The organism is Sphingomonas prati, assembly GCF_014643515.1.
Lineage (GTDB): Bacteria > Pseudomonadota > Alphaproteobacteria > Sphingomonadales > Sphingomonadaceae > Sphingomonas_R > Sphingomonas_R prati.
This window is the reverse complement of record NZ_BMJP01000003.1, coordinates 354425-376012: the sequence shown is the minus strand read 5'-3', so window position 1 is coordinate 376012 and position 21588 is coordinate 354425. Positions and strand designations below refer to the sequence as shown.

At 65.1% G+C, this 21588-nt stretch carries 17 protein-coding genes; 6 read left to right on the top strand and 11 right to left on the bottom strand.

Features of this window, described 5'->3' with window-relative positions; all coding sequences use genetic code 11:
* Positions 1–271: 271 nt before the first annotated feature.
* From IEX50_RS12170 to IEX50_RS12135, 8 genes are all read right to left on the bottom strand, one after another.
* Complete coding sequence (locus IEX50_RS12170; protein WP_157176162.1) at positions 272–1642, bottom strand: S41 family peptidase; 1371 nt, start codon at positions 1640–1642, stop codon at positions 272–274.
* A gap of 157 nt (positions 1643–1799) precedes the next feature.
* Positions 1800–2882 carry an AraC family transcriptional regulator gene (locus IEX50_RS12165; RefSeq protein WP_157176161.1) on the bottom strand — a complete coding sequence of 361 codons (1083 nt, stop codon included), beginning with the start codon at positions 2880–2882 and terminating at the stop codon, positions 1800–1802.
* Positions 2883–3097: 215 nt separating this feature from the next.
* Positions 3098–4537: a TolC family protein gene (locus IEX50_RS12160; protein ID WP_157176160.1), complete on the bottom strand. Its 1440-nt coding sequence runs from the start codon at positions 4535–4537 to the stop codon at positions 3098–3100.
* On the bottom strand, positions 4534–5613 hold the full coding sequence (locus IEX50_RS12155; protein WP_157176159.1) for an efflux RND transporter periplasmic adaptor subunit: 1080 nt from the start codon (positions 5611–5613) through the stop codon (positions 4534–4536). Before IEX50_RS12155 ends, IEX50_RS12160 begins: the two co-directional genes overlap by 4 nt.
* A complete protein-coding gene (locus IEX50_RS12150; RefSeq protein WP_184075246.1) occupies positions 5597–7288 on the bottom strand; it encodes an ABC transporter transmembrane domain-containing protein in 1692 nt (563 codons plus the stop codon). Before IEX50_RS12150 ends, IEX50_RS12155 begins: the two co-directional genes overlap by 17 nt.
* A gap of 94 nt (positions 7289–7382) precedes the next feature.
* The gene (locus IEX50_RS12145; protein WP_157176157.1) at positions 7383–8282 is read right to left on the bottom strand and encodes a hydrogen peroxide-inducible genes activator; all 900 of its coding nucleotides are present in this window, start codon (positions 8280–8282) and stop codon (positions 7383–7385) included.
* Positions 8283–8537: 255 nt separating this feature from the next.
* Positions 8538–9176 (bottom strand): putative antibiotic biosynthesis monooxygenase, encoded by a 639-nt coding sequence (locus tag IEX50_RS12140; RefSeq protein ID WP_157176156.1) that lies wholly within the window; start codon positions 9174–9176, stop codon positions 8538–8540.
* 110 nt (positions 9177–9286) lie between these two features.
* On the bottom strand, positions 9287–10390 hold the full coding sequence (locus IEX50_RS12135) for an aldo/keto reductase (RefSeq protein ID WP_157176155.1): 1104 nt from the start codon (positions 10388–10390) through the stop codon (positions 9287–9289).
* A gap of 96 nt (positions 10391–10486) precedes the next feature.
* Here IEX50_RS12135 and IEX50_RS12130 point away from each other — a divergent pair, with 96 nt between their 5' ends.
* A complete protein-coding gene (locus tag IEX50_RS12130; protein WP_157176154.1) occupies positions 10487–11374 on the top strand; it encodes a LysR family transcriptional regulator in 888 nt (295 codons plus the stop codon).
* Between the two features lie 57 nt (positions 11375–11431).
* Here IEX50_RS12130 and IEX50_RS12125 read toward each other — a convergent pair whose 3' ends face one another.
* Both IEX50_RS12125 and IEX50_RS12120 read right to left on the bottom strand, forming a co-directional pair.
* A complete protein-coding gene (locus tag IEX50_RS12125; RefSeq protein ID WP_157176153.1) occupies positions 11432–12289 on the bottom strand; it encodes a hypothetical protein in 858 nt (285 codons plus the stop codon).
* Positions 12290–12431: 142 nt separating this feature from the next.
* The gene (locus IEX50_RS12120; protein ID WP_157176152.1) at positions 12432–13109 is read right to left on the bottom strand and encodes a PspA/IM30 family protein; all 678 of its coding nucleotides are present in this window, start codon (positions 13107–13109) and stop codon (positions 12432–12434) included.
* A gap of 138 nt (positions 13110–13247) precedes the next feature.
* Between IEX50_RS12120 and IEX50_RS12115 the strand changes: the two genes are divergently transcribed.
* The 5 genes from IEX50_RS12115 to IEX50_RS12095 all read left to right on the top strand — a co-directional run bounded on the left by IEX50_RS12115 (position 13248) and on the right by IEX50_RS12095 (position 20062).
* Positions 13248–13829, top strand: coding sequence for a LemA family protein (locus tag IEX50_RS12115; protein ID WP_229673954.1), 582 nt, complete (start codon positions 13248–13250; stop codon positions 13827–13829).
* 211 nt (positions 13830–14040) lie between these two features.
* The gene (locus IEX50_RS12110; RefSeq protein WP_157176150.1) at positions 14041–15804 is read left to right on the top strand and encodes a M48 family metalloprotease; all 1764 of its coding nucleotides are present in this window, start codon (positions 14041–14043) and stop codon (positions 15802–15804) included.
* A 141-nt stretch (positions 15805–15945) separates the two neighbouring features.
* Positions 15946–18834 carry a PAS domain-containing protein gene (locus tag IEX50_RS12105; RefSeq protein ID WP_157176149.1) on the top strand — a complete coding sequence of 963 codons (2889 nt, stop codon included), beginning with the start codon at positions 15946–15948 and terminating at the stop codon, positions 18832–18834.
* Entirely contained in the window at positions 18827–19207 is a 381-nt protein-coding gene (locus IEX50_RS12100; RefSeq protein WP_157176148.1) for a response regulator, read from the top strand. The genes IEX50_RS12105 and IEX50_RS12100 overlap by 8 nt, the downstream gene beginning before the upstream one ends.
* A 99-nt stretch (positions 19208–19306) precedes the next feature.
* Positions 19307–20062 carry a sensor histidine kinase gene (locus IEX50_RS12095; RefSeq protein WP_157176147.1) on the top strand — a complete coding sequence of 252 codons (756 nt, stop codon included), beginning with the start codon at positions 19307–19309 and terminating at the stop codon, positions 20060–20062.
* Positions 20063–20145: 83 nt separating this feature from the next.
* Here the strand turns inward: IEX50_RS12095 and IEX50_RS12090 are convergent, their stop codons facing one another.
* Entirely contained in the window at positions 20146–20868 is a 723-nt protein-coding gene (locus IEX50_RS12090; RefSeq protein ID WP_157176146.1) for a Crp/Fnr family transcriptional regulator, read from the bottom strand.
* Positions 20869–21588: the final 720 nt, after the last annotated feature.

Sequence of the window (21588 nt, the reverse complement as noted above, 5' to 3'; positions counted from 1 at the left end):
GGTAGATTTGCGACGTCGGGAGGCAGATGAGCTCAAGGCAGATGATGTCTTATCAATTTAACGCGCAGCGCCCCTTTTATGGTATATCAATACGTAACTACTATGATTCTTCCGTTCAATTATTATTCAGAGTCATTGCGGGCCGCTGGTGAGCTGATTTAAAAGCCGTCAAGTAGGTCCAACATTTTGACCTGCCGACGTTGGCGTCTCGAAAGGCTGCTTGTTCAAGCGCATTGCAATTGTTCAATCGGGTGCCGTATCTGTCTGGCGATCAGGCCGACACAATAAGGATGGCCCGCGCAAGTTGGCGGTCCTGTCCGGCTTGCACATCGACAGCACGTGCCGGAACTCTGTAATCCGGCGCCACCCCGGCATCCGGTTGTGGGGCGTCGGGCCAGTAGGCGATTAACGGAAGATCGACCTCGATCCCCGATGCCGGCAGATTGACGAAGAAGAACGCACCGCCATTGATGCCGCGCCGATTGCCGCCGGTTGGCTCGCCGATCAGCGTGCCCAATCGGTGCCTTTGCATGACGCCTGAAAATCCGAAGGTGGCCGACGCATTTTTCGGCCCGACCAGCACGGCGACCTTGCCCGCGAACCGGCGTCCAGCCGGTCGAATAATATCCGTGTCGGACGCATCGCCGGGGCGCGTGAGCGCGTAGAAGCCCGCTGCGTCGGGGCCGACAGCGGAGGCCCCCCAATCCCGGAAGCCGCGATCCCAGGTCTTGAGGTAGGGAGACAGCCGATCGGGGATCTTTCGGTAGCGCACATGGCGGGAATAGCCGTCGGTCGCCAAGGGAGTATCGATCAGGCGGGCGATGATCGCCGCGCCGCAGTCTAGGCCGCCGCCATTGTCGCGGATGTCGATGACGAGGCCCGACAGCTTCCGGTCGACCGCCGTGTCCAGGCTCGCGTCGATGAAGCCGCGCCAATCCCATTCGTCACGGAACACCGCCCATGTCGGCATGGTTAGGACGCCGACATTGCCGCGCAGATGGAACGTCCAGCCATAGGGGGATGCTTTCGATGGAGGGCGCAAGGCTGCGTCGCGCGCTGATGCGGTCATCAAGAGACATGCGACCGTCGCGACGCCGCCGGCGGTGCGAACGGCGATACGAGCCGATTGCCCGGACGACGGAAAGAGCAGCGAGCGCAGGACGTCGAAGGCCGGCCAGTTGGCGCCCCCGGCTATGCCAAGATCGGCGACCTTCCGCGCTTCGTTCCCACCGTCCGTGCGCGCGTATGGAAGCATTTTCGCCAGTATCACCCGTACGGCGACTCGGCCGATCGCGACGATTTCACTTCCGGGCGTCAGATTGTGCCCGCTGCCCAGATCGGCGGTGACGATCATGTGGCGGTCGAGCCAGGTGAAGGCGAACGGCAGGCGATCGGGCCTGCCGAACAACGTGGCCGCCACGGCCGGGGTTTGGTTGGCGGGGTTGGGGAAGCTGTGGCCGCACCGGATCGTTGCGGTAAATGCCGCCAGAGCGAGGTAGAAGTCGCCCAAACTGCGGGGGGTGCCGACGAACCGATCGAGACGCCGACATTCCTGACGGAAACCCGCCGGTGACATTGAGCGATAGAGGCCGGGATGCAGGGTGGCATAGGCATCGCACAGGATGCCGATGTCTTTGCGCATCGCCGCTGGTGACAGTAGGTCCCCGGCTGCCGGGGCGGGGGCGGGAAGAAGGGCTGCGGCGACAGCTCCGGACGCTCCCGTCAGGATTTGGCGGCGATCGAGTTGGGCCATGGATGTGCTCCGGGCGGATGTCCGCCGAACCGGATGCCTCCGGGCGTCAGTCGGTGCGCTGCATATCCGGGGGGGCAGCGATGTTTTTGTCGTTTGAGACGCGGCGAAAGGCGGACGGGGTGACGCCGAACCGGCCCTTGAAGACGCGGTTGAACGTCGCCTTCGATCCGAAACCGGCATCGAGCGCGAGCGTCAGGATATCGGCATCGGTCCCGTCCCGCAGACGAGCGGCGACATGCTCGACGCGGAGTCCGTTGATGGCCTCGGCGAACCCAAGCCCGAGGCCCTCGTTCAGCCCCCGCGAAAGATAGGCCGTGTTGGTGCCGAGCCGGCGTGCCAGCCCTGCCAGATCGAGCTCCGGATCGCGCCACCAGCCATGCTCCTTGATCCGGCGCAGCCAGTCGGTGGCGATCGGCGACCAGTCACGTTCGACAGGCTCCACGATCGGGTTCGGTCGGGCGTCGGCTTGACGCCAGCCTTCGATCGCTAGGTAATTGCCGATGAGCGCCAGCACGACATAGAAGCCGAACATGTCAAAGTAGGACAGCGGCGCGATCAGCGCATCGGCCGCCAGATATCCTGTCCGCACCAGCACGATGGCGGCATAGCCGACCAGCACCGCACGCACCCGCCGCGCCGCTGCAAGGTCCGCCCGGCGCGCCGACAGCCATGCCTCATGCCGCCGCAACGCGCGCAAGCCCGCCGCGGCATAGCCGACCATCGAGGCGAGCAGCAGGATCGCCAAGATCGGATCGAGCCATGGGCGCTGGACCTCCCGGTCGAACTCCCAGCGGAGGCCCAGCGGAAGGCAGAAAGCGACCGCCTGGTAGGCGAACTGGCCGACGGGCAAGGCGGCGTGCCAGCGTGAGATCGACCGATCGAAGACCAGTGCGTTCAGATGGGCGTAAAGGAGCGGGCCCATCGCCAGCGGCACGGCGAACGGCGCGAACGAAAGCCAGGGCCAGCGATCGTAAAAGCCGGCATAGCCGATGGCGAATGGCGTCAGCATCCCGCACAAGACGATCAGCAGCGAACCGAGATAATGTTGCGCCGGCCCCCGGCGGCCAACGATGATGGCAGTTGCCAGGACCAGCATCTGCGCCTCGAACAGGCCGAGGAAAAGGGACATGGGACCGATGCTCACACGCCCATCAGCCCCGCCTCGGTAAAAACGTCAATGGACGAGATAGCAGTGTCGCTGCCAGTGATCGGCAGAACTTCGTAGGGTCCGGGCGAACCACGTTTAGCGCGTTCCAGAATGTGCCCGACACTTATGGGGCATCAGATATTAAGGACTGCCGGTGTGTGAAGCTGTTCACCGGAACCAAGCGTACTCTCCTGATTTTACCTTTCCAGCCGCAACGACGCACGATCGGCGGTCGCGGCGGCGAGTTCGGCGCGGGCGGAGGCGATCCGGGCCTGCGCGTCGATCAGCCGGACACGGGCGTCGGTTGCGGTCTCTTCGCGTTGATTGACCAGGAAGAAGTCGCCGGATCCGAGTTCGAAGCGTCGCCGTTCCGCCGCAGCGAGGCGGTCGGCCAGGCGGCGTTCCTCGTCCGCGATCGTGGCCAGCCGCTCGCTCGCATCGACCGCGATGACGATCCCGTCGACCTCCACGGCAATCTGGTCGCGCAGGAAGCGGCTGCGCTGGTTCAGGGCGTCGATCTCGGCACGCGCTTCGGCGACGCGGCCCTTGGCGGCGCGGTTCTGCAACGGCACGCTGAAGCGGAACCCGATCGTGGCCTCGAGCGGTGTGCGCGTCGGGCCGCCCAGGCCGACGGCGCCGATGTCCTTGCCGACGTCGCCGCGCAGGTCGAGCCGTGGCGACAGTTCGTTTTCGGCGAGCATGAGCCGCGCGGTCGACTGGTCGATCCGCGTCAGGATCGCGCGGTAGTCGGGCCGCGAGATGGCCGCCGCGATCGGCGAGGCGGTCGGGAGACCCGCAAGCGGCGTCGCGTCGGGCGGAAGCCGGTCGGCCGAGACGAGGAGCGGTGCGCCATCGCCATCGCGCAGGTAAAGCGACAGCGTATTGGCGGCGGTCGCGAGATCCTGCTCCGCCCGGACGACCAGCGCGCGACGTCGAACGAGATTCTGGTCGTTCTCGGTCAGCAGGATTTCGGGCCGGGCACCGAGCGCGACCAGCCGGCCGATGGCGCCGCGGCGACGCTCGGCAAGGTCCAGCAGTTCGCGGTAGGCACGCAGCCGCAATCCCGCCGCGACCCAGGCCTGATAGGCGTCGACCGCGCGCCGCTGCACACCGATTGCGACCATCTCGCCTTCGAACTTGGCGACGTCGATATCGGCGCCGGCCAGCGTCCGGCGCGTGCGGCGTTCGTCGATGACCCGGTCGCGGAGCAGCGCGAACAAGGCACCGACCTTCGCCTCGCCCGCGCGGTTGGTATAGGCCTGGTCTTCGTAGACCGGGAACGTGCCACGCGATGCGCGGTAATTGCCGTAGACGTAGCCGCCGTTGCCGGTCAGCGGGCGGGTCGCGCGCCCTTCGATCACGGTGCCGTCATAATAGCCCGCGACCCGCGACTTGCTGTCGACATCGAACACCGTGTCGAACGCCCCGTCCGCCGAGAGCGAACGACCTTCCGCCTGCCGGACGCGCGCCAGAGCCTCGACGATCTGCGGCGCGGACCGGGCGGAGGAGCGCAGCACCTCGTCCAGCGTAAGGGGGCTCACCTCGGGCGAACGCACGACCGGCACGCGCGGGGGTCGCTGCGCGGCGACGGCGAGCGGGGACAGCGCGACGAGCGAACCGAGCAGGAGGCGGATCATTTCTTCGCTCCCTCGTCTTCAGTCGCCTTCGGTGCCGCAGCCTTGGCATCCCCGTTCACGGGTGCGGCCGGGCGGCGCCCGAACTCCAGCGGGAAATCGTTGAGCTGTCGCCACAGTTCGTAGCCGACCAGCACCGTCTCGCCCTGAACCCACCCGCGCACCTTGCCGCCGGGGCGAGCGAATTCGCGGGCGGGCCAGGCCGGTTTCCCCGGTTGCGGTTCCACCAGGATGCGGAATAGCCCGTCGGTCGCGGCATTGGGATCGATCGTGCGGACACGGCCGTCGAACATGCCTTGCGCGACCGACGGCCAGCCGCTGAACTGGATCGCCGGCCAGCCTTCGAATTCCAGCCGGACCGGTCGGCCGGCGCGCAGCAGCGGCACGTCGCGTCCGTCGATGAACAGCTCGACCGCGCGTTCGACGCGCTCGGGCGCGATGACGGCCAATACCGTGCCCGGCGAAACCATCGCGCCGCCGGTCGCCGCGTTCAGTTGCTGAACACGACCGTCGCGGGGTGCGCGGACCATCTGAGCGGACTGGCGGTTGAGCTGGATGTCGATCCGGTTGAGCTTCGCCCGCGCCTCGGCGAGTTTGGCACCCGCATCCGCGACCTTGATCTGGGTCTGCTCGTAATCGCGCCGTGCGGCCAGCCCTTCGGCGAACAGCTGTGCGGTGCGCGACACGTCGATCCCCGCGACGGCCCGGCTCTGCTGCACGGCGGCGATCTCCGCCTCGACCTGCGCGCGTTCGGCCCGAAGGCGGGACAACAGGTCGGGGTCGAGATCGACAACGCGCGCGATCGGATCGCCTTTGGCGACGTGCTGGCCGTCATGGACATACCAGCGCTCGACCCGGCCGGGCACGAACGCGGTGACCTGCTGCTGCCGATCGTCGGGGTCGAGCGCGACGACCTGGCCGGTGCCGCTCGCGGTCTGCACCCAGGGGACCAGCGCCATGATCGCGCCCGCGGTCGAAACGCCGATCAGCAGCATCCAAGCCAGCGCGGTCGCGACGCGGGGCGGCCGCATCGCCGCCAGGGTGGTGAAATGCACGGGGCGATCAGACAGTGACGGCATCGTTCGCCTCCTTCCGCATGGCAGCGATCAACGCCTCGCGCGTGTCGAACCGTCGTTGCTGGCGCAGGTCGAGCTGGAACCAGCCGTCGAGGCTGATGTCCTCAGGCCGGCCGGTGCACAGCAGGGTGGTGGTCTGGGCGGCCTTCAACTGGCGCAGCACGTTGGCGAGCCGATCGGCCGGAACCAGATCGAACAGTTGCGACAGCATGAGCACGCGGGGACGGACCAGCAGCGCCTTCGCCAGCTTCAACGCGATCACCTCCGCGATCGACAGCGGGAAACCCGATGCGGCCAGCGGCGTATCAAGCCCGAGCGGCAGCCGCGCGATGGTGTTGCGCAGGCCGACCGTGGTGAGGGCGTCCAGCACCGTTCCGGGCATCGAACCGTTGTCGGCCAGCGTCAGATATTCGCGGATCGTGACCTCGACGATGCTCGGGCGGTCGAGCACCATGATCTCGGACCGCAGGCGGTAGCTGTCGAACGTCGCCATGTCGGCATTGCCGACCGTGACGAGCCCGCGCTCCGGAATGATGTGGCGCTTCAGCACCATCGCGAGCAGCCGCTCGGCACCCCCGTCGGACAGCGTGACGAGCTGCTCGCCGGCCGCCAGCGTGAAGTCGAAACGCGCCTGCTCGACCTCGACCCCGGACAGCTGGACGGCCCCGTCGACGGGGGCTTGGCCCGCGCGGGCGACCGGCGGCTCCTGCGGCACCGCGAACAGCAACGACAGCTCCTCGGCACTCGCGACGAGGTCGTACAGCGTGTCGAGATACCAGCCGAGTTGCGAGATGCCGTAGAACACGCCGCTCAGGATCAGTTCTGCAGCGACCAGTTGCCCGATCGACAGTTCCCCGCGCAGGATGAGGCTTCCGCCCAGCGCCAGCAGCGCGGCACTGGCAAAGGCGTAGAGCAGCAGGAAGGCGACGGTCTGCGCGAAGGTGTAGCGGAAATAGCGCCGGTGCCGATCGACATAGGTCGCCGTCACGGCCTCGGACCGGTCCATCGCGAAATCGAGATGACGGCTCGATTTGTAGAAGCCGTTCGACGCGCCGACGCTCTCCAGCCACCGCGCGGCGTCGTGCTTGGCGTGGCTGAGCGCGACCGCCGACCGGATCGACCCGCGCGACCAGATCAGCCAGATCGCCAGGACGAGCACCACCAGGAGCGCGTTGAACGCCAGGAAGAACGGATGGTAGAAACTGGTGACGACCAGCCCGACCGCAGACTGCAACAGGATCGTGAACCCGCCGATGATCAGGCTCGGCACTGCCTTCTGCACGACGACGAGGTCGAAATAGCGGTTGAACAGATCGCCGCGGCTCTGATCGGCAAAGAACGGGTTCTGCGCGTGGATCGCGCGCGTCGTCACTTCGGACACGACCCGCGCGAAGACGTGCCGCTCGAACAACGCCATGATCCAGAACCGCATCGCGCTGAGCCCGGCGACGAACAGCAGCAGCAGGAGCAGCAGCCCGGCCAGCGTCCAGAGCGGCGCCGGCAGCGCGGTGTTGGCGACATTGTTGATCAGCAGCTGGACCGAGATCGGGGTCGCCAGCGACAGGAGGCTGATCGCGACGCCGTACACCGCCGCGAGGCGTATGTAGGGCATGTCGGGGCCGACGATCTGGCCGAGCCAGCCGATTGCCTCACGCCATCCGAGCCGTTCGCCTGCCACTTGCGCCATCCACCATCATTGCAACGATGCCATCAATCGACGATCCACGTCATTGACACAATATAGTGCGGACTATTCTCCTGATAGGATTATCCTATGGCGCCACGGCGCGCAGCATGTCCGCGATCAGCTGGTAGGCGGGTGCCCGACCCGCGCCGATCCGCCACAACAGGCCGATCTCGCGGTAATAACGCCCACCCTTGATCGGCCGCACGACCACGTCGTCGCCGTCGCGCACCTCCTGCCGGACGTAGAGTTCGGGCAGCAGTGCGAGGCCCATTCCCATGCCGGCCATCTGGCGGATGGCGTCCAGGCTCGTGCCTTCGTAATCGTTCAGCATGTTCGCCCCGACATCGACCGCGATCGCCGCGACCTGTTCCGCGAGCCGATACTCCGGCACCAGCGTCAGCAGGTTCTGGCCCTGCAGGTCGCTCGCCGCGATCGCCGATTTCGCGCACAGCGGATGATCGGTCGCCATCGCCAGCCAGAGCGCGTCGCGGAACAGCCGTTCGGTGTGAAACGCACGGCCGACGACCGGCAACTGCAGCAGGATCAGGTCATGGTCGCCGGCGGCGAGCCCGCTCGTCAGCAGGGCCGGCAATCCCTCGCGGATATGCACGCGCAACGTCGGATGTTCGCGGTGCAGTCGGGCGACGAGGCTTGGCAACAGATACGCGCCCAGCGTCGGCGACACGCCGAGCCGGATCGTGCCGACCAGCGCGTCCTCGGATGCCGCGCGGATCGCCTCCAGCTCCGTCAGGTCGAGCAGGATCCGCTTCGCCCCCTTCAACGCCTCGCGACCCAGCGGGGTCAGGATGGCCGGGCCGCTCCGCTCGACCAGCGGCGCCCCGATGACCAGTTCCAGGCTGCGGATCTGCTGCGATAGCGACGGCTGCGATATGCCCAGGCGTTCGGCCGCGCGGGTGAAGCTTGCCGTTTCGGCAAGGGCCGCCAGGTAACTGAGCTGACGGGTCGTGATCCGGGGGCGGTGCATCCTCCGAACTATCGCGTTACAGTCGGGCGGTTGCACCTAAATTCGGTGCCAGACGGCCGGCTCGATCCGCCCGGTCTGTTCGGAGGCGACCCGCCGCTACCCGATACTATGGCAAGACTGAGGGGTTGACGCGTCGCGATCATTATGAGGAGAGGATGAATGCCGACCTTTGATTTAAGCCGACCGTTGAAAAGCTTATCGATGGAAATTGGAAGGTAGATCGGGCCGGATTTTCTTAGTCCTATCTCCTGCTAATCAGGTCTGTAGTCGCCCAGACCCGTCCTGCAGCAACCAGAAGCGGGTGTATCGTTGCAGGCGCGGCAGGATGATCCATTGCAACGTCGCTGTAAGTATCAACGACGACGGTAGAAGCTGGAGCGGGAGCGGCGCATCCTTCAACACTGTGCGGACCGCCAGGCTGATCACAAGCAGGACCGGAAAAACCGTCAGCCATGTCGTCACAAAGCGTTTCCATTTGCTTGCGCTCGCATCGCTGGGCAACTCGAAAGCGACCCCATCGCCTTTGCTCATTTGCCGAAGCGCAGTAGAATAGCCGTCGGCAACGGCGACATGAGCGCGGATGGTCTTGTCGGCCTGCCATGCCTCGGCCGCGTCCTGATCGTCAAAACGGAACAGCAGATGCTGGAACCCGGCAGTTTGACCAAGTCGAATCGCGGCCCGATAGCCGGGCGCGGTTCGTGCGAGGCGGTTCAGCTCAGAGACCCACCGTTCAAAGTCCTCCTCATGACCGACGCGGATCGCCCGGCTGGTAATGATGGTCGCGGTTTGATCTGGATCTGCTGGCATGAGGAACGAACGTGCCGCCCCGTGATGTCGTTGCCAACCAGCTGGAATAATGACGGCAGTACCATGTTGCCCGAAGGCCGCTTTCACGAACCGCCACTTGCAGTCCTGGAGATGGACTGAGATTGGGGAGGTCTGCAACGCAGAAGGCCGGACGACGACCATTCGGTTCCGCTTTCCGGGCAGGAGCCCGACGCGTCTCAGGTCCGAACATCGCCGCCGCCGAAGACGATCTGGTTGCGTGCGGCCTGTTCGAACAGGCCGTAAAGGAACGGTAGATTGTCACCACTGACCGCGTCGAGCGCGGCACGGTGTTCCGGCGGAAGTTCTAGACCAAGCGCAGCGACGTTGTCGGTGACCTGCTCCGGCCGGCTTACCCCCATCAGGGTCGATGCGACGCCCGGCCGCCCGACGACCCAGGCCAGCGCCACGCGCGCCGGTGTCTCGTCGATCGCCGCGGCAACGCCGTTCAACACATCGAGGATCTGCCAGTTGCGGTCGGTAAATAGCGTGTCGCCGAACGGGTTGTCGCCGTCCAGACGCTTGTCGTCGGCGGGCCGCGCCGCGTCGGCCTGTCCGGCCTGGTTAGGGACGCCGCCCGCGCGCTTGGGCCCCGCCTCGACGGTCGCGCGGTCGTACTTGCCGGTCAGCAGGCCGTAGGCGAGCGGGCTCCAGGGGACGAGGCCCATGCCCGCCGACCGGGCGAGCGGTAGATGTTCGGCCTCCACCCCGCGCTCCACCAGCGAGTAGAAATATTGCAGGCCGATCGGCGCCGGATCGCCGCGGACCCGCGCCAGCGTAGCGAGTTCGGCGACATACCAGGCGGGGCTGTTGGAGAGGCCCCAGTAGCGGATCTTGCCCGATGCGACGAGGCTGGTCATGGTCCGCAACAGTTCCTCGGCCGGCGTGACGCCGTCCCAGACATGCACCCAATGGAGGTCGATGAAGTCCGTGCGGAGCCGGCGAAGCGATGCATCGACGGAGGCCAGGACGTGGCGCGCGCCGTGGCCGCCGGCATGATAGCCGCGGCCGGTGGCGAAGCCGGACTTGGTCGCGATGACGATCCGGTCGCGCGACGATTGCGCGGCGACGAACGCGCCGACCATCTCCTCCGATCGGCCGCCGGCATAGACGTCGGCGGTGTCGACGAAATTACCGCCGAGGTCGGTGTAGCGATCGAACACGGCGCGGCTGCCGGCCTCGTCCAGGCCCCAGCGCGGTGTGCCGAAGGTCATTGTGCCGAGCGCCAGTGGGCTGACGAGCAGGCCGGAGCGGCCGAGCGGGCGGTAGGTGTCGAGGTTCATGGTCGGATCCTGCGTTGTGTCACCCTTCAGATGGACGCGAAGCGGCACCGGGATTAGACGGTCTGCGGCGCATGGGTCACTGAAGGATGTTCAGCAGTGGATCGTGATCTGTGGTCCGGCCTGGCGGTGTTCGAGGCGATCGTCGAGGCCGGAAGCTTTGCGCGGGCGGCGACGCGGCTCGGGCTGTCGGCGTCTGCGCTCAGCCATGCGATGCGGTCGCTGGAGACCAAGCTGGGCGTTCGGCTGCTCGACCGGACGACGCGGTCGCTGGCGCCGACACCCGCGGGGGAGGAACTGTTGCTAAGGTTGCGCCCGGCGATCGCCTCGGTCGCGGGCGCGCTGGAGGATCTGGACGGCGCGCGCGATCGACCGGCGGGTCGCATCCGGGTCAGCGCGCACCGGGTGGCGGCGATCTATGCCATCCTGCCGCGGCTTGCCGACTTCGCGCGCGCCTTTCCTGATATTGCCGTCGAGCTGGTCGTGGATGACGGGTTCGTCGATATCGTCGCCGATCGCTTCGACTGCGGGATACGGCATGCGCAGACGTTGCAGGCGGACATGATATCGGTACGGATCAGCGCGCCGGTCCCGCTCGTGTTCGTCGCGGCGCCGGCCTATCTTGCCGGGCGTGTCGCACCGGTCGATCCCGACGACCTCGGCGCGCATCGTTGTCTATGTTACCGGTACACGTCGTCCGGCGTCGTCCACCGTTGGGCCTTCGAGCGGGATGGCCGGACGACCGAGCGGTCGGTCCGCGGCGACTTCATCACCAACGATATCGACGTGATGCGCGACGCCGCGCTGGCGGGGCTGGGCGTGACCTGTCTGCCGCTACCGCACGCCGCGCTGCAATTAGCGGAAGGCTCGCTGGTCGAGGTGCTGGCCGGCTGGGCACCTGTCCTGCCCCCGAACCATCTTTATTATCCCAGCCGCCGCCAACCCACGGCCGCTTTCCGCGCATTCGTCGCGGCGATGCGTGTTTGATCCGTCGCCCGACCATGATCAATACGCGTCCACTTCCGGAAAGCGGTTGATCTGCGATCAGTGCCGGATGGTTTTGCGCCCGAACATCGGCCGACTGGTACTCGTCACCTCCTGTCGGGGAATAAGCGTAGCCTGGTCGCGTCCAGCCAAGTAGCGTGAGATGCTGCCGTCCGGATCGAATGGCGTGGAAGCCGTGTCGTCCCCGCGCGCGTTCGGAGCGGTCGGAGCAACGTCGGCCGTGCCGGAGACGACCGCGGGCGGCGAGCCACCGGCCAGAACCGTCGTCAAAGTCTCGTACAGCTCCACAAGGCCGTCCTCGCCGATGCCCAGCAAGGGATAGGGTATCAGGAGCCGTTCCGGCCCGCCCAATCTGTTGATCCGGGCGGTCACCTGGATGTTACGCCTCGTGCCGCTCGAGAAGAGCGTCGGCAGGCTCAGGAACGATGCCTTGCGGATCACCATGTCGCCGACGTCGTCCCACCGCATCGTGGCTTCGCCAAGCAATCCGCGAACGGTCAGGGTCCGATCGTCGAAACGCAGCATGGTCCGGTCGCCGAACAACCGCGCGACAGTCAGGATCGCCAGCGCGAACACGACAATGCCGAGGAGCCAGAGCGGCGCCATGGCAGAGACGGTCGAAGCCATAAGGAACAGCAGCACGGCGAACAGCGCGAGCCTTGCGACCCGGCGGCCGACTTCGGCCACCGACAGATCGTAGCGACCGGTGGACAACGCGCCCGTCTCGCCCGCGGCGCGCGGTGTTCGCATATGGGGTGACGACGGCAGATCGACGTGACGGCGGGCGCGCTTTCGCCAAGCGTAGCAGAACCACGCGACGCCGCCGGCCATGAGCACCAGGATGCCGGCCGCTTCGATCTGGCTCAGCACCGACATGACGAAACTGAACCCGAACATGACGATCAGCCACCATTTCAGCAGACTGCCGGCGCCCCGACCGATGCCTCGGACCCCCTTGACGGTGAGCGTGCGCGCATCGCGGAGCCCCGCAACAACGTCGCGCTCACGGAACTCCGTGTCGTCGGGTTTACGGATCACCTCAGGTCGCCTGGGTGGCGGCCTGCTTGAGCGCCGCTAGTCGCGCCGATACGGTTGCGCTCTTTTGCAGCGTGTCCAGTTCGGCGACACCGTTCAGTGCCTTGGCGTTGCCGCGCGCGAAGCCGACCCCGCCCGCACCAGCCATTGCGCGGTCGAAGGCGGCTTCGGCCTGTTCCACGTTGCGCTCGATCTTGCAGGCTTGCGCGAAACCGCCATCGCCGCCCATCGATGCGTCGCTGCGCGCGATATCGAAAGCGGCCAATGCTTCCTGCATCTGCGTCTTGCGCGCCCGAAGTGCGGCGAGGCTTTCCTCAAGCTTTGCTTCTTCCTCGCGGGCCACCGACTGCACGTCTGTCAGGCCCGTACTCTGCCCTTCGAGATCGACCTGACGCGCGAGTGCCGCCTCGGCGAGATCGTCGCGGCCATTCTCAATCGCGAAGCGTGCCTTTCCGGTCAGTTCCTCGACCTTCCTGGCAATCATCTCCTGCTGCCGAGCGGCCTGGAGACGACGCGTCATGGCGCGCTCCCGGTCGGCGCGGACCGCGTCGATGGTACGATCGACCTCGCGGATCGATTCACGCATGACGCCGTCGCTGTTCGCGCGCTCCATCGCATCGACATTGTCCTCGACCCGGGCCGACAACAGACGGCTTACGCGCGCGAATAATGACTCGGCCATCAATCCCTCCGTTCAGGTGCTGCCTTACTCTCCGTCCTCGGACTTAAAATGCCGTAAAGCTCTTTGGCCATAACGTTTCGGCAAGACCCGCTGCGCTATTCTTCGAACGAACGAACGAGCGTGGGGGAACGAGGGATGATGACGTTGCTATGGGTGATCGTCGCCTTGATCGCGGCGATCGTCTTCGCGCTGTTCTTGCTGATCCGGACATATGCCGTGACCACGAACACGCTGGTCGCGCTCGACCAGCGGTGCGAGACGGCCTTCGCCGATATCGACGTCCACCTGAAGCACCGGCACAATCTCATGCCCGGCCTCGTCGACGTCATGAAGGCCGTCGCGGGGCATGAGCGGGCGTTGGTTCTCGGGGTTGCAGAAGCACGGTCGACGGCACTTGCCGCCGTCGCACCCGACGCAAAACTGCAGGCCGAGTGGGACTTAAGCCGCAAGGTCATCACCCTCCTGTCGAGCAGCGAGCGCTACCCCGAACTCAAGGCAATCCCCGAATTCGCGCAACTGCGCAGCCAGCTGACCGATTGCGAGGACAGGATCACCGCGGCACGCCGTTTCTACAACCTCGCGATCGAAGAGTATAACATCGCGCTGCGGCAATTCCCCGGCAGCTACATCGCCACCAAGCGCCGCATGCATAGCCGCCAAGTCTATGATCTCGGCATCGAGCGCGTGCTCGTCGATGAGCCGCTAAGCCTCGCTCTTTAGGTCCGCCGGAATGATCGCGCGGGCCGCTCCCACCGGACTTCATGGCTGGATCCGCACCAACGACGGCCGCTCGACGGGGCTGTTCATCGCGTTCCTTGTCGCGATCCAGATGCTGGCACCGCTCGTCCTGCTCGTTCCGCTCACTCTGGCAGACATCGAACATGCGCCGATCTTCGGCTGGGGCGGCTATCTTCGCCGCTACGCGCCGGTCGTGCTGGTCGCGTCGGTCCTGTGGTTCGCCGCGCAGTTCTGGTGGCATCTCGAGACGGTGAAGCGGGCGATCGGGTTCCACTTCGTCGATGCGGCGGACGAGCCGCGACTCTGCCGCGTCATCGAGCCGCTCCTTATCCTGACGGGCCTGCCCGTGCCCTTTGTGGGCGTGATCGAAGACCCGGCACGTAACGCCTTTGCCTGCGGAATCGGGCGGAAGAGGGCGGTCGTCGTAGTGACCCGCGGGTTGCTTGACGCGCTTGACGACCATGAACTGGCCGGCGTCCTGGCACACGAGCTGTCGCATATCCGGCACGGCGACATCCGGCTGATGGCGGCAGCCAATATCTTCATGTCGGTGCTGACCAAGTTGCATGCGCGCAACGGGCTGCGCTTTACCTGGGTGCATGCGATGTTGTCCTGGGCGATCCCGGCGATCCTGCCGCTGTCGCTGGTCGGCGGCATCGTCGCGCGCTGGGCGCTGAAGGCGGGGCAAGTATCGCGCCTGCTGATCGCGTCCTCGCGCGAGTTTATCGCCGATGCCGAAGCTGCCCGCTGGACGCAGAACCCCGCCGCGCTGGCATCGGCGTTGCTGAAGGTCGACGGGCTCCACCGGGTCTCCGGTGCCCGGGCCCAGGACGACGCGATGATGATCGCGGGCGACACCGAAGGGGCCGGCGCAACTCATCCGACGGTGACCCAACGGATCGCGGCGCTGGCGCGAACGACCGGATCGATGGTGTTCAATGCACCCTCGGCTCCGCGGCCGGAAGACTGGACAGCGGCGACCACGCCGGAGTCGTTGAAACGCGTCTCGTTCGGACAGGGCGCGCTGGCCGGACAGGCTGTCGCGTCCGTCCGACGCGGCGACGACGAGGATGTTCTCGGTCTCGACCTGTTCGGTCGGTGCGCGTTGATCGCCGCGTTGATCGGTCTTGGCCTGCTGCATTTCGCCGAGCTGGATCAGCCGCGTGCGATTGCCGCCAAATTCAGTCTGCGACCGATCGCGACGCTCGTCGGTTCGCCGATCGCGTGCCTGCTCGGTCCCTTCTCCACCCGCGCCAAGGAACGCTGCTCGGCAGGGGACACGTCGAGAGGCTATCAAGCGTTTGAAGGGCAGCGTCATACGCTTGCCGGTTTGCTTGCCGATACGAGCCGCACCCGTCGCGAGTTCGGCATCACGGGCTCGGACGTGACCATGACCAGCCTCATGCGTGGCCAGCTTGCAAAGTCCTACCACGGCGGAAGCGGCAGGCTGCGTCCGATCAAGACGCTTCGCAATCGTGACGACGACACGTTCATTGATACGAAGGGTGGTGCCGCACTCGGTGTCCCGGATCAGATCGTCATCGCGGAGTATGAGCAGATTGGCTGCTTCCCGATCATCGGAGCGCCGGAGGGACGCGCGGCGCTGCCGCTCGACGGCGTCACGCGGGGCGGCATGTCATTGAGGACATTGGCGGCGGCTGCCGATCGCGACGCCCGGCTTGCATTGATCGAAGTGCCGACGTCGGGCTCGGTAGCGGCGGTTCGGTACGCACGAGGACGTCAGATTCGACTTTCGGCCGCCTTCCAGGAGTTTGGTGCGCCCGGGATGGCAGCGATGAGTCGCCATTTCACGTCATCAATGCATGTCGCGGCCGTTGCGTCCTTGGCAGCGGTCGCGGACTTGCGGGTCCTGAACCCGGTCGATCGCGCCTCTGTCGCCGCCCTTGTGCGTAGCCCGGCGACCTATGTGCCATGTGCGAGTTTAGCGGATCGTTGAACCACGCGTGCGATACCGTCAGCCTGGACGCCGGCGCCCTGTTCTCGCTGCGCCGGCCCGCCTACGGGCAACAAAAAGGCTTGTCATTGCGTGAGCTTCTGCCAGCGTCAGCCGTCGATAGGATGGTGACGTCAGGCGCAAATGGACAAACGTTTGGCGATGACACAATGGCCGTTCGGCGAAAGCGAGATGGCCGCGCGTATCCGTGCCCACGACTGGGCACCGACGCCGCTTGGGGCCATCGCGGGATGGCCGCAGGTTTTGCGCACTGCCGTCGACATCATGCTAGCGATGCCCAGCCCTGCAACGATCTTGTGGGGCCCGCAGCACGTCCAGCTGTACAATGATGCCTACATCACCATCGCACGGGACCGTCACCCCTTGCTGCTCGGACGCCCGGTGGCGGACGGTTGGCCGGATGCCCATGACACGGTGATCGCGCGGCTGCTGGAGAGCGCGCGTACCGGCCGCGCGACACAGCTAACGGCGTTCCCCGTCCCGTTGCACGGCCCGGATGGGGTCGAGGAACGCGTATTCGACACCGACTGGGTCCCGATCCATGACGAATTCGGCGCGGTCGCGGGGACTCTCCAGACCCTGGCCGAGGCTACGGACCGGCTCAAGGCCCAGACAGCCATGCGCGAAAGCGAGGCGCGGCACAGGCTGCTGATCGGGAGCTGGGCACAGGCGGTGTGGGAAACGGATCCGAATGGTGTCGTGATCGCCGACAGCCCGAGCTGGCGTGCTTATACCGGTCAGACGTTGCAGGAATGGCTCGGCTACGGCTGGCTCGACGCGATTCACCCTGACGACCGGCCCTATGCCGAGCGACAGTGGCGGGAAGCGACCGCCGCCCACGGGCTCGTCGACGCGGAGTTCCGCCTTCGTGATGCGAATGGTGGGTGGGGCTGGACCAATGTCCGCGCGGCACCCGTGCTCGATGCGCAAGGAAACATCGAGAAGTGGGCCGGGATGAACATCAACATCGACGCGCGCAGGCGCGCCGAGGCGGTCCTGCGGGAGAGCGAGCAGAGACAATCCTTTCTGCTGAAGCTGAGCGACGCCCTCGCGCCCCTCGCCGATCCGATCCAGATACAAGCTGAGGCCGCGCGCGTCCTGGGCGAGCAGGTTGAGGCCGATCGCGTCGCTTATTACGAGACCGACGGCGACGACTATCTGATCGAGAAGGACTGGGGGCGGAGCGGAGCCTCGTTGGCCGGACGGCATTCCATTAAGTCCTTTGGCGATGACCTGGTGGAGAAGCACCGCCAGGGTCAAACCACCGTCGTCGTCGCCGACATTGCCGATGCGCACAGCGAGGCGCAGCAGCGCAGCTTTGCTGAGATCGGGGTCCGTGCCTATGTCGGGATCACGCTGGTCAAGGACGGGCGCTTTGTCGGTGGCCTGACACTGCATTCCATTCTTCCGCGTGCCTGGACGCCGGACGAGGTCAAGATGGCGCGAGAAACGGCCGAGCGCACCTGGGCGGCGACGGAACGTGCGCGTGCCGAGGAAGCCCTCCGCAAGAGCGAGGAGCGGCAGACTTTCCAGCTGACACTCAGTGATGCGCTCGCGTCGTTGGCCGATCCCCAAGCCATTCAGGCGGAGGCCGCGCGCCTACTGGCCGGACAGCTTGGCGTCAGTCGATGCTATTTCAACGAGTTCGATGACGGCAGCACGCACGCGACCGTGCTTGGCGACTTCCACGACGACGGTTTGCCCTCGATGGTCGGCGTCCATGACCTGTCGGGCGAGCAGGGCTTTCTCGATCTGATGTGCTCGGAGTCGATGCTCGACATGCCGGACCTGACGAGCGCCGAGCAGTTCAGCGCGCAGGCTAGGTCGGCTTACGGTGCGCTTGGCATTCGCGCTGCGCTCGGTACCCCGCTCTTACGGAACGGGCGGCTGGCTGCGGTGCTTCTGGTCGCCGACACGCGCGTGCGTCAATGGACCAACGGCGACAGGGAATTGCTCAGAGGGGCTGCCGAGCGCACCTGGGCGGCCATTCAGCGTGCCCGCGCGGAGGCGGCGCTGGGCGAGAGTGAAGACCGCCAGCGGGCGCTGATCGAAGGTGTGCCGCAATTTGTGTGGCGGGCCGGCGACCCGGGCCAGTGGACCTGGTGCAGTCCGCAATGGACCCGGTTCACGGGCCAGGCGGAGCAGGACAGCCGCGGATGGGGCTGGCTGGAGCCGCTTCATCCGGACGATCGCGGGCGGGCACGCGAGGCATGGGCTCACGCCATCGAGCGGGGAATCCTCGAAGTGGATTACCGTATCTGCGAACAGCAAGGTGTCTATCGCTGGTTCCAGACACGGGCGACGCCGATCCGGGACGCATCCGGCACGATCACCGAGTGGCTCGGCACCTCGACCGACATTGACGACCTGCGCGGATTGCAGGAGAGGCAGAGAATCCTGGTCGGCGAATTGCAGCACCGGACGCGCAATCTGATGGGCGTCACGCGTTCGATTGCGGACAAGACAATGCGGCAGTCCGCGACGATGGAGGAGTTCCAGCGGGATTTCAGCGCGCGGTTGGATGCTTTGGCGCGTGTGCAGAGCCTGCTGTCGCGCGTGGACAATCAGTACCGCGTCACTTTCGACGAGTTGATTTGCGCCGAGCTTGCCGCGCACGGCGTGGCGGGCGGAGATGAGGGGCGGGTCATTTTGCGCGGGATCCGCGGGATCCCGCTGCGGTCCGGCATGGTCCAGATGCTGGCGCTGGCGTTGCACGAACTGGCCACGAACGCCGTGAAGTACGGCGCGTTACGGGAACGGAACGGACGGCTGGAGATAGGCTGGCGCACGCTGCAGATCGATGGTCTTCCAGACCGATTGGAAATCATCTGGGAAGAGCATGGCGTTATCATGCCGCCGGATGGCATGGCGACGAAACGAACGGGGCAAGGCCGCGAGTTGATCGAACGCGCGCTGCCGTATCAACTTGATGCAGAAACGCGTTACGATGTCGGCCCCGATGGTATAAAGTGCCAGATGATCATACCCGTATCCGGAGCATTGCATGACTGAGCTCACGTTAAAGGGTTGCTCGATCCTTGTTGTCGAAGACGAATATTTGCTGGCGGAAGAGTTGTCCGCGGCCTTGGCGGCAGAGTCGGTACAGGTCGTCGGACCGGCGGCGACCGTGGAGCAGGGCACCGCTTTCCTACGCGACACGCCGCGGTTGAACGGTGCGATTCTAGACGTGAACCTGCGCGGCGAACCGGTCTTCGATCTGGCGGATATGCTGGCCGAGCAGGGGGTCCCGTTCATGTTCACGACCGGATATGATGCGTCGATCATCCCGGACCGCTTCACGCATGTTGCACGATATGAAAAACCGCTGCGCATGTCACAGATCATCAAGACGATGGGCCAATTGTCGTACGATATGAAGGTATAGCCGAGGCAGTGGCAGACCTTCGCTTACGCTCAGACGGGGGGCTTATCCCGCTTTCCAGGTGCCCTGTTCGGCACCTTCTGCGACACGCTGGAACATGACATGCGCCGGTTTCAACCGCCAATGACGAATGACCCCTCTTTCAATACGATCCCGACCTGTCTTCCGCAGGATCCCGGTACGAAACCGGGCAATATTCGGGCCGCGCTGACGGCGTTGCGGGAAGAGATCGCCGCACGGGACCTGCGCGACGCGGAGACCGCCCGGCATCACGCGCAGGTTCTGAGCGAGTTGCAGCACCGTGTTCGCAACACCGCCGCGTTGGTGCGCGCGGTGTTCGAAACCACGATCGCGACGGCGGAAAACCTGGAGGAAGTCGAGCGCCATTTCTGTGGCCGCCTGAGCGTCCTGCTTCGGTACCAACTGCCACGATCGCTGGGTTCGCGCGGTGATGTCGACCTTGAGCAACTTCTCCGCGACGAACTCCAGCAGTTCGACTTCGGGTCCGCGCCGGGAATCACGATCGCGGGGCCGGCCGTCAATCTGCCCCTGGAACAGGCGCAGCCTTTCGGGCTGGCGATCCACGAGCTTGTGACAAACGCATTGAAGTTCGGGGCGCTTGCCACGGACGGAGCCAAGCTGAAAATCCGTTGGGTCATGTCCGGACAGAGACTGGACCTGACATGGTCGGAAAGCGGCGTCATGGGACTGTCCGAAGAGCCGCTACACAAGGGTTTCGGACGGGAGTTTATCGAGGACGGATTGCCGTACCAGATCGGCGCAGAAACGAGTTTCGTGTTGCGACCGGACGGGATTGTCTGCCGGATCGCGTGGCCGATCGACGCCCGCGCAGGCTGACCCCGTTCCAGAGCGAGGCCGCACAGGAGAGCGTCTTCGGCGACGAGCTGGTGCGGGTCGCATCGGACCCCGCGACCGCAGGTTCAGTTCGCCTGCCGCATCCTGCGATGCAGGTAATTTTCGTCGAACCCGGCGATCTGCGCCAGGGCGACAGGATTGGCGATGATCATCGTCCCGCGCCGTACCTCCATCGCATTCGTCGTTCGCAGGTCCTTCAGCACGCGGTTGACGTGCACAGGTGTCATGCCCAGCGCGTCCGCCAGCGCAATCTGGGACAGCGGCAATTCAAAACCTTCGCCATGGACAAGCCCGATCCGGCTGGCCCGCAGGTAGAGTTCGCACATCAGATGCGCGACGCGTTCTATGCTGGATCGTCGTCCCATGCTCACGATCCAGGCACGCAGGGTCCCTTCGTCGGTCAGCTGGGCACGATACATTGCCCGCTGAATATTGGGATGATGATCCATCACCCGTTCCATGATGCCGCTACCGATCGTCGCAACCCGTGCGGCTTTCACGGTCTGTATGCTGTGATCCATCTCCGCCAGCGTGCCGACATGCAGGTCGCACGCGTCACCGGGCAGCAGGAACGCGACGATCTGCCGCGTCCCGTTGGGCAGAATCTTGTATCGCTGCGCCCAGCCGTCGAGGACGACGAACATGGGCCCCGGGCGGTCGCCCTCCCGGATCAGGTCAGAGCGCGCCGGCACATTGCGCGCGTTGGCCGTCAATCCCTGAAGCGCGGAGATATCATTTTCAACGAGAGAACCGAAGCTCTGCAACTTACGTATGAAAGCATTGGGCATGTAAAATCTGTACCCGGAGGACGTCCTCAAACCTATTGCGTCGCGTCAATAACGTAGCACATTGATAAATGATAACGATTGTTGTCAGGAACGATTTCGACGCCTCTATCGCTAGAACGTTACGATGGTGCATCGCGGGCATTCCGTTGCAGCTAGCGCAGACGGGTTTCCCATCTTTGGTCGTTTGACTGCCGCGGCAGATGCCGGTGGGCGGAGGCTGTGCACGGCATTCCGCGTGCTCCTGTGCAGCGCGTGGTGCGGACACCTTAAGGTGCCCATCTAGACCGCGCCGTTGATCCAGTGATCACTACGGTTTGCGTCGAACCCGCTCGACGCAATTGCTGCGGCGCTGAAACTCGACATTCTACATTTTGCTTCGACGGCGGCTTGTTCCTCACGAGTTACGTCTGGGGCAATATTATGGGTATCGAATAAACCGAATATGTCTCAATTTATTTCGTTATGATAATCATGGAAACAGTCAGGCAATAACCTGTTGATCGATATCAAGGGATGGGACCGAGATGTGAAGAAATGACGGAAAGATGCGTATTTTCAGCCGACGATAGAGGATAGCCTTCGGGTCGGGGCCAGCTCGTGCCGTAAGTCTATGGTCAGATGATCGTCTTCCAGTATGGCCACCTACGCTCCGATGAGCGGGTGCAGGTGTCTTTCAATCCGTCGGTACATAGCGTGATGCTGGTCACACGCCGGACATGT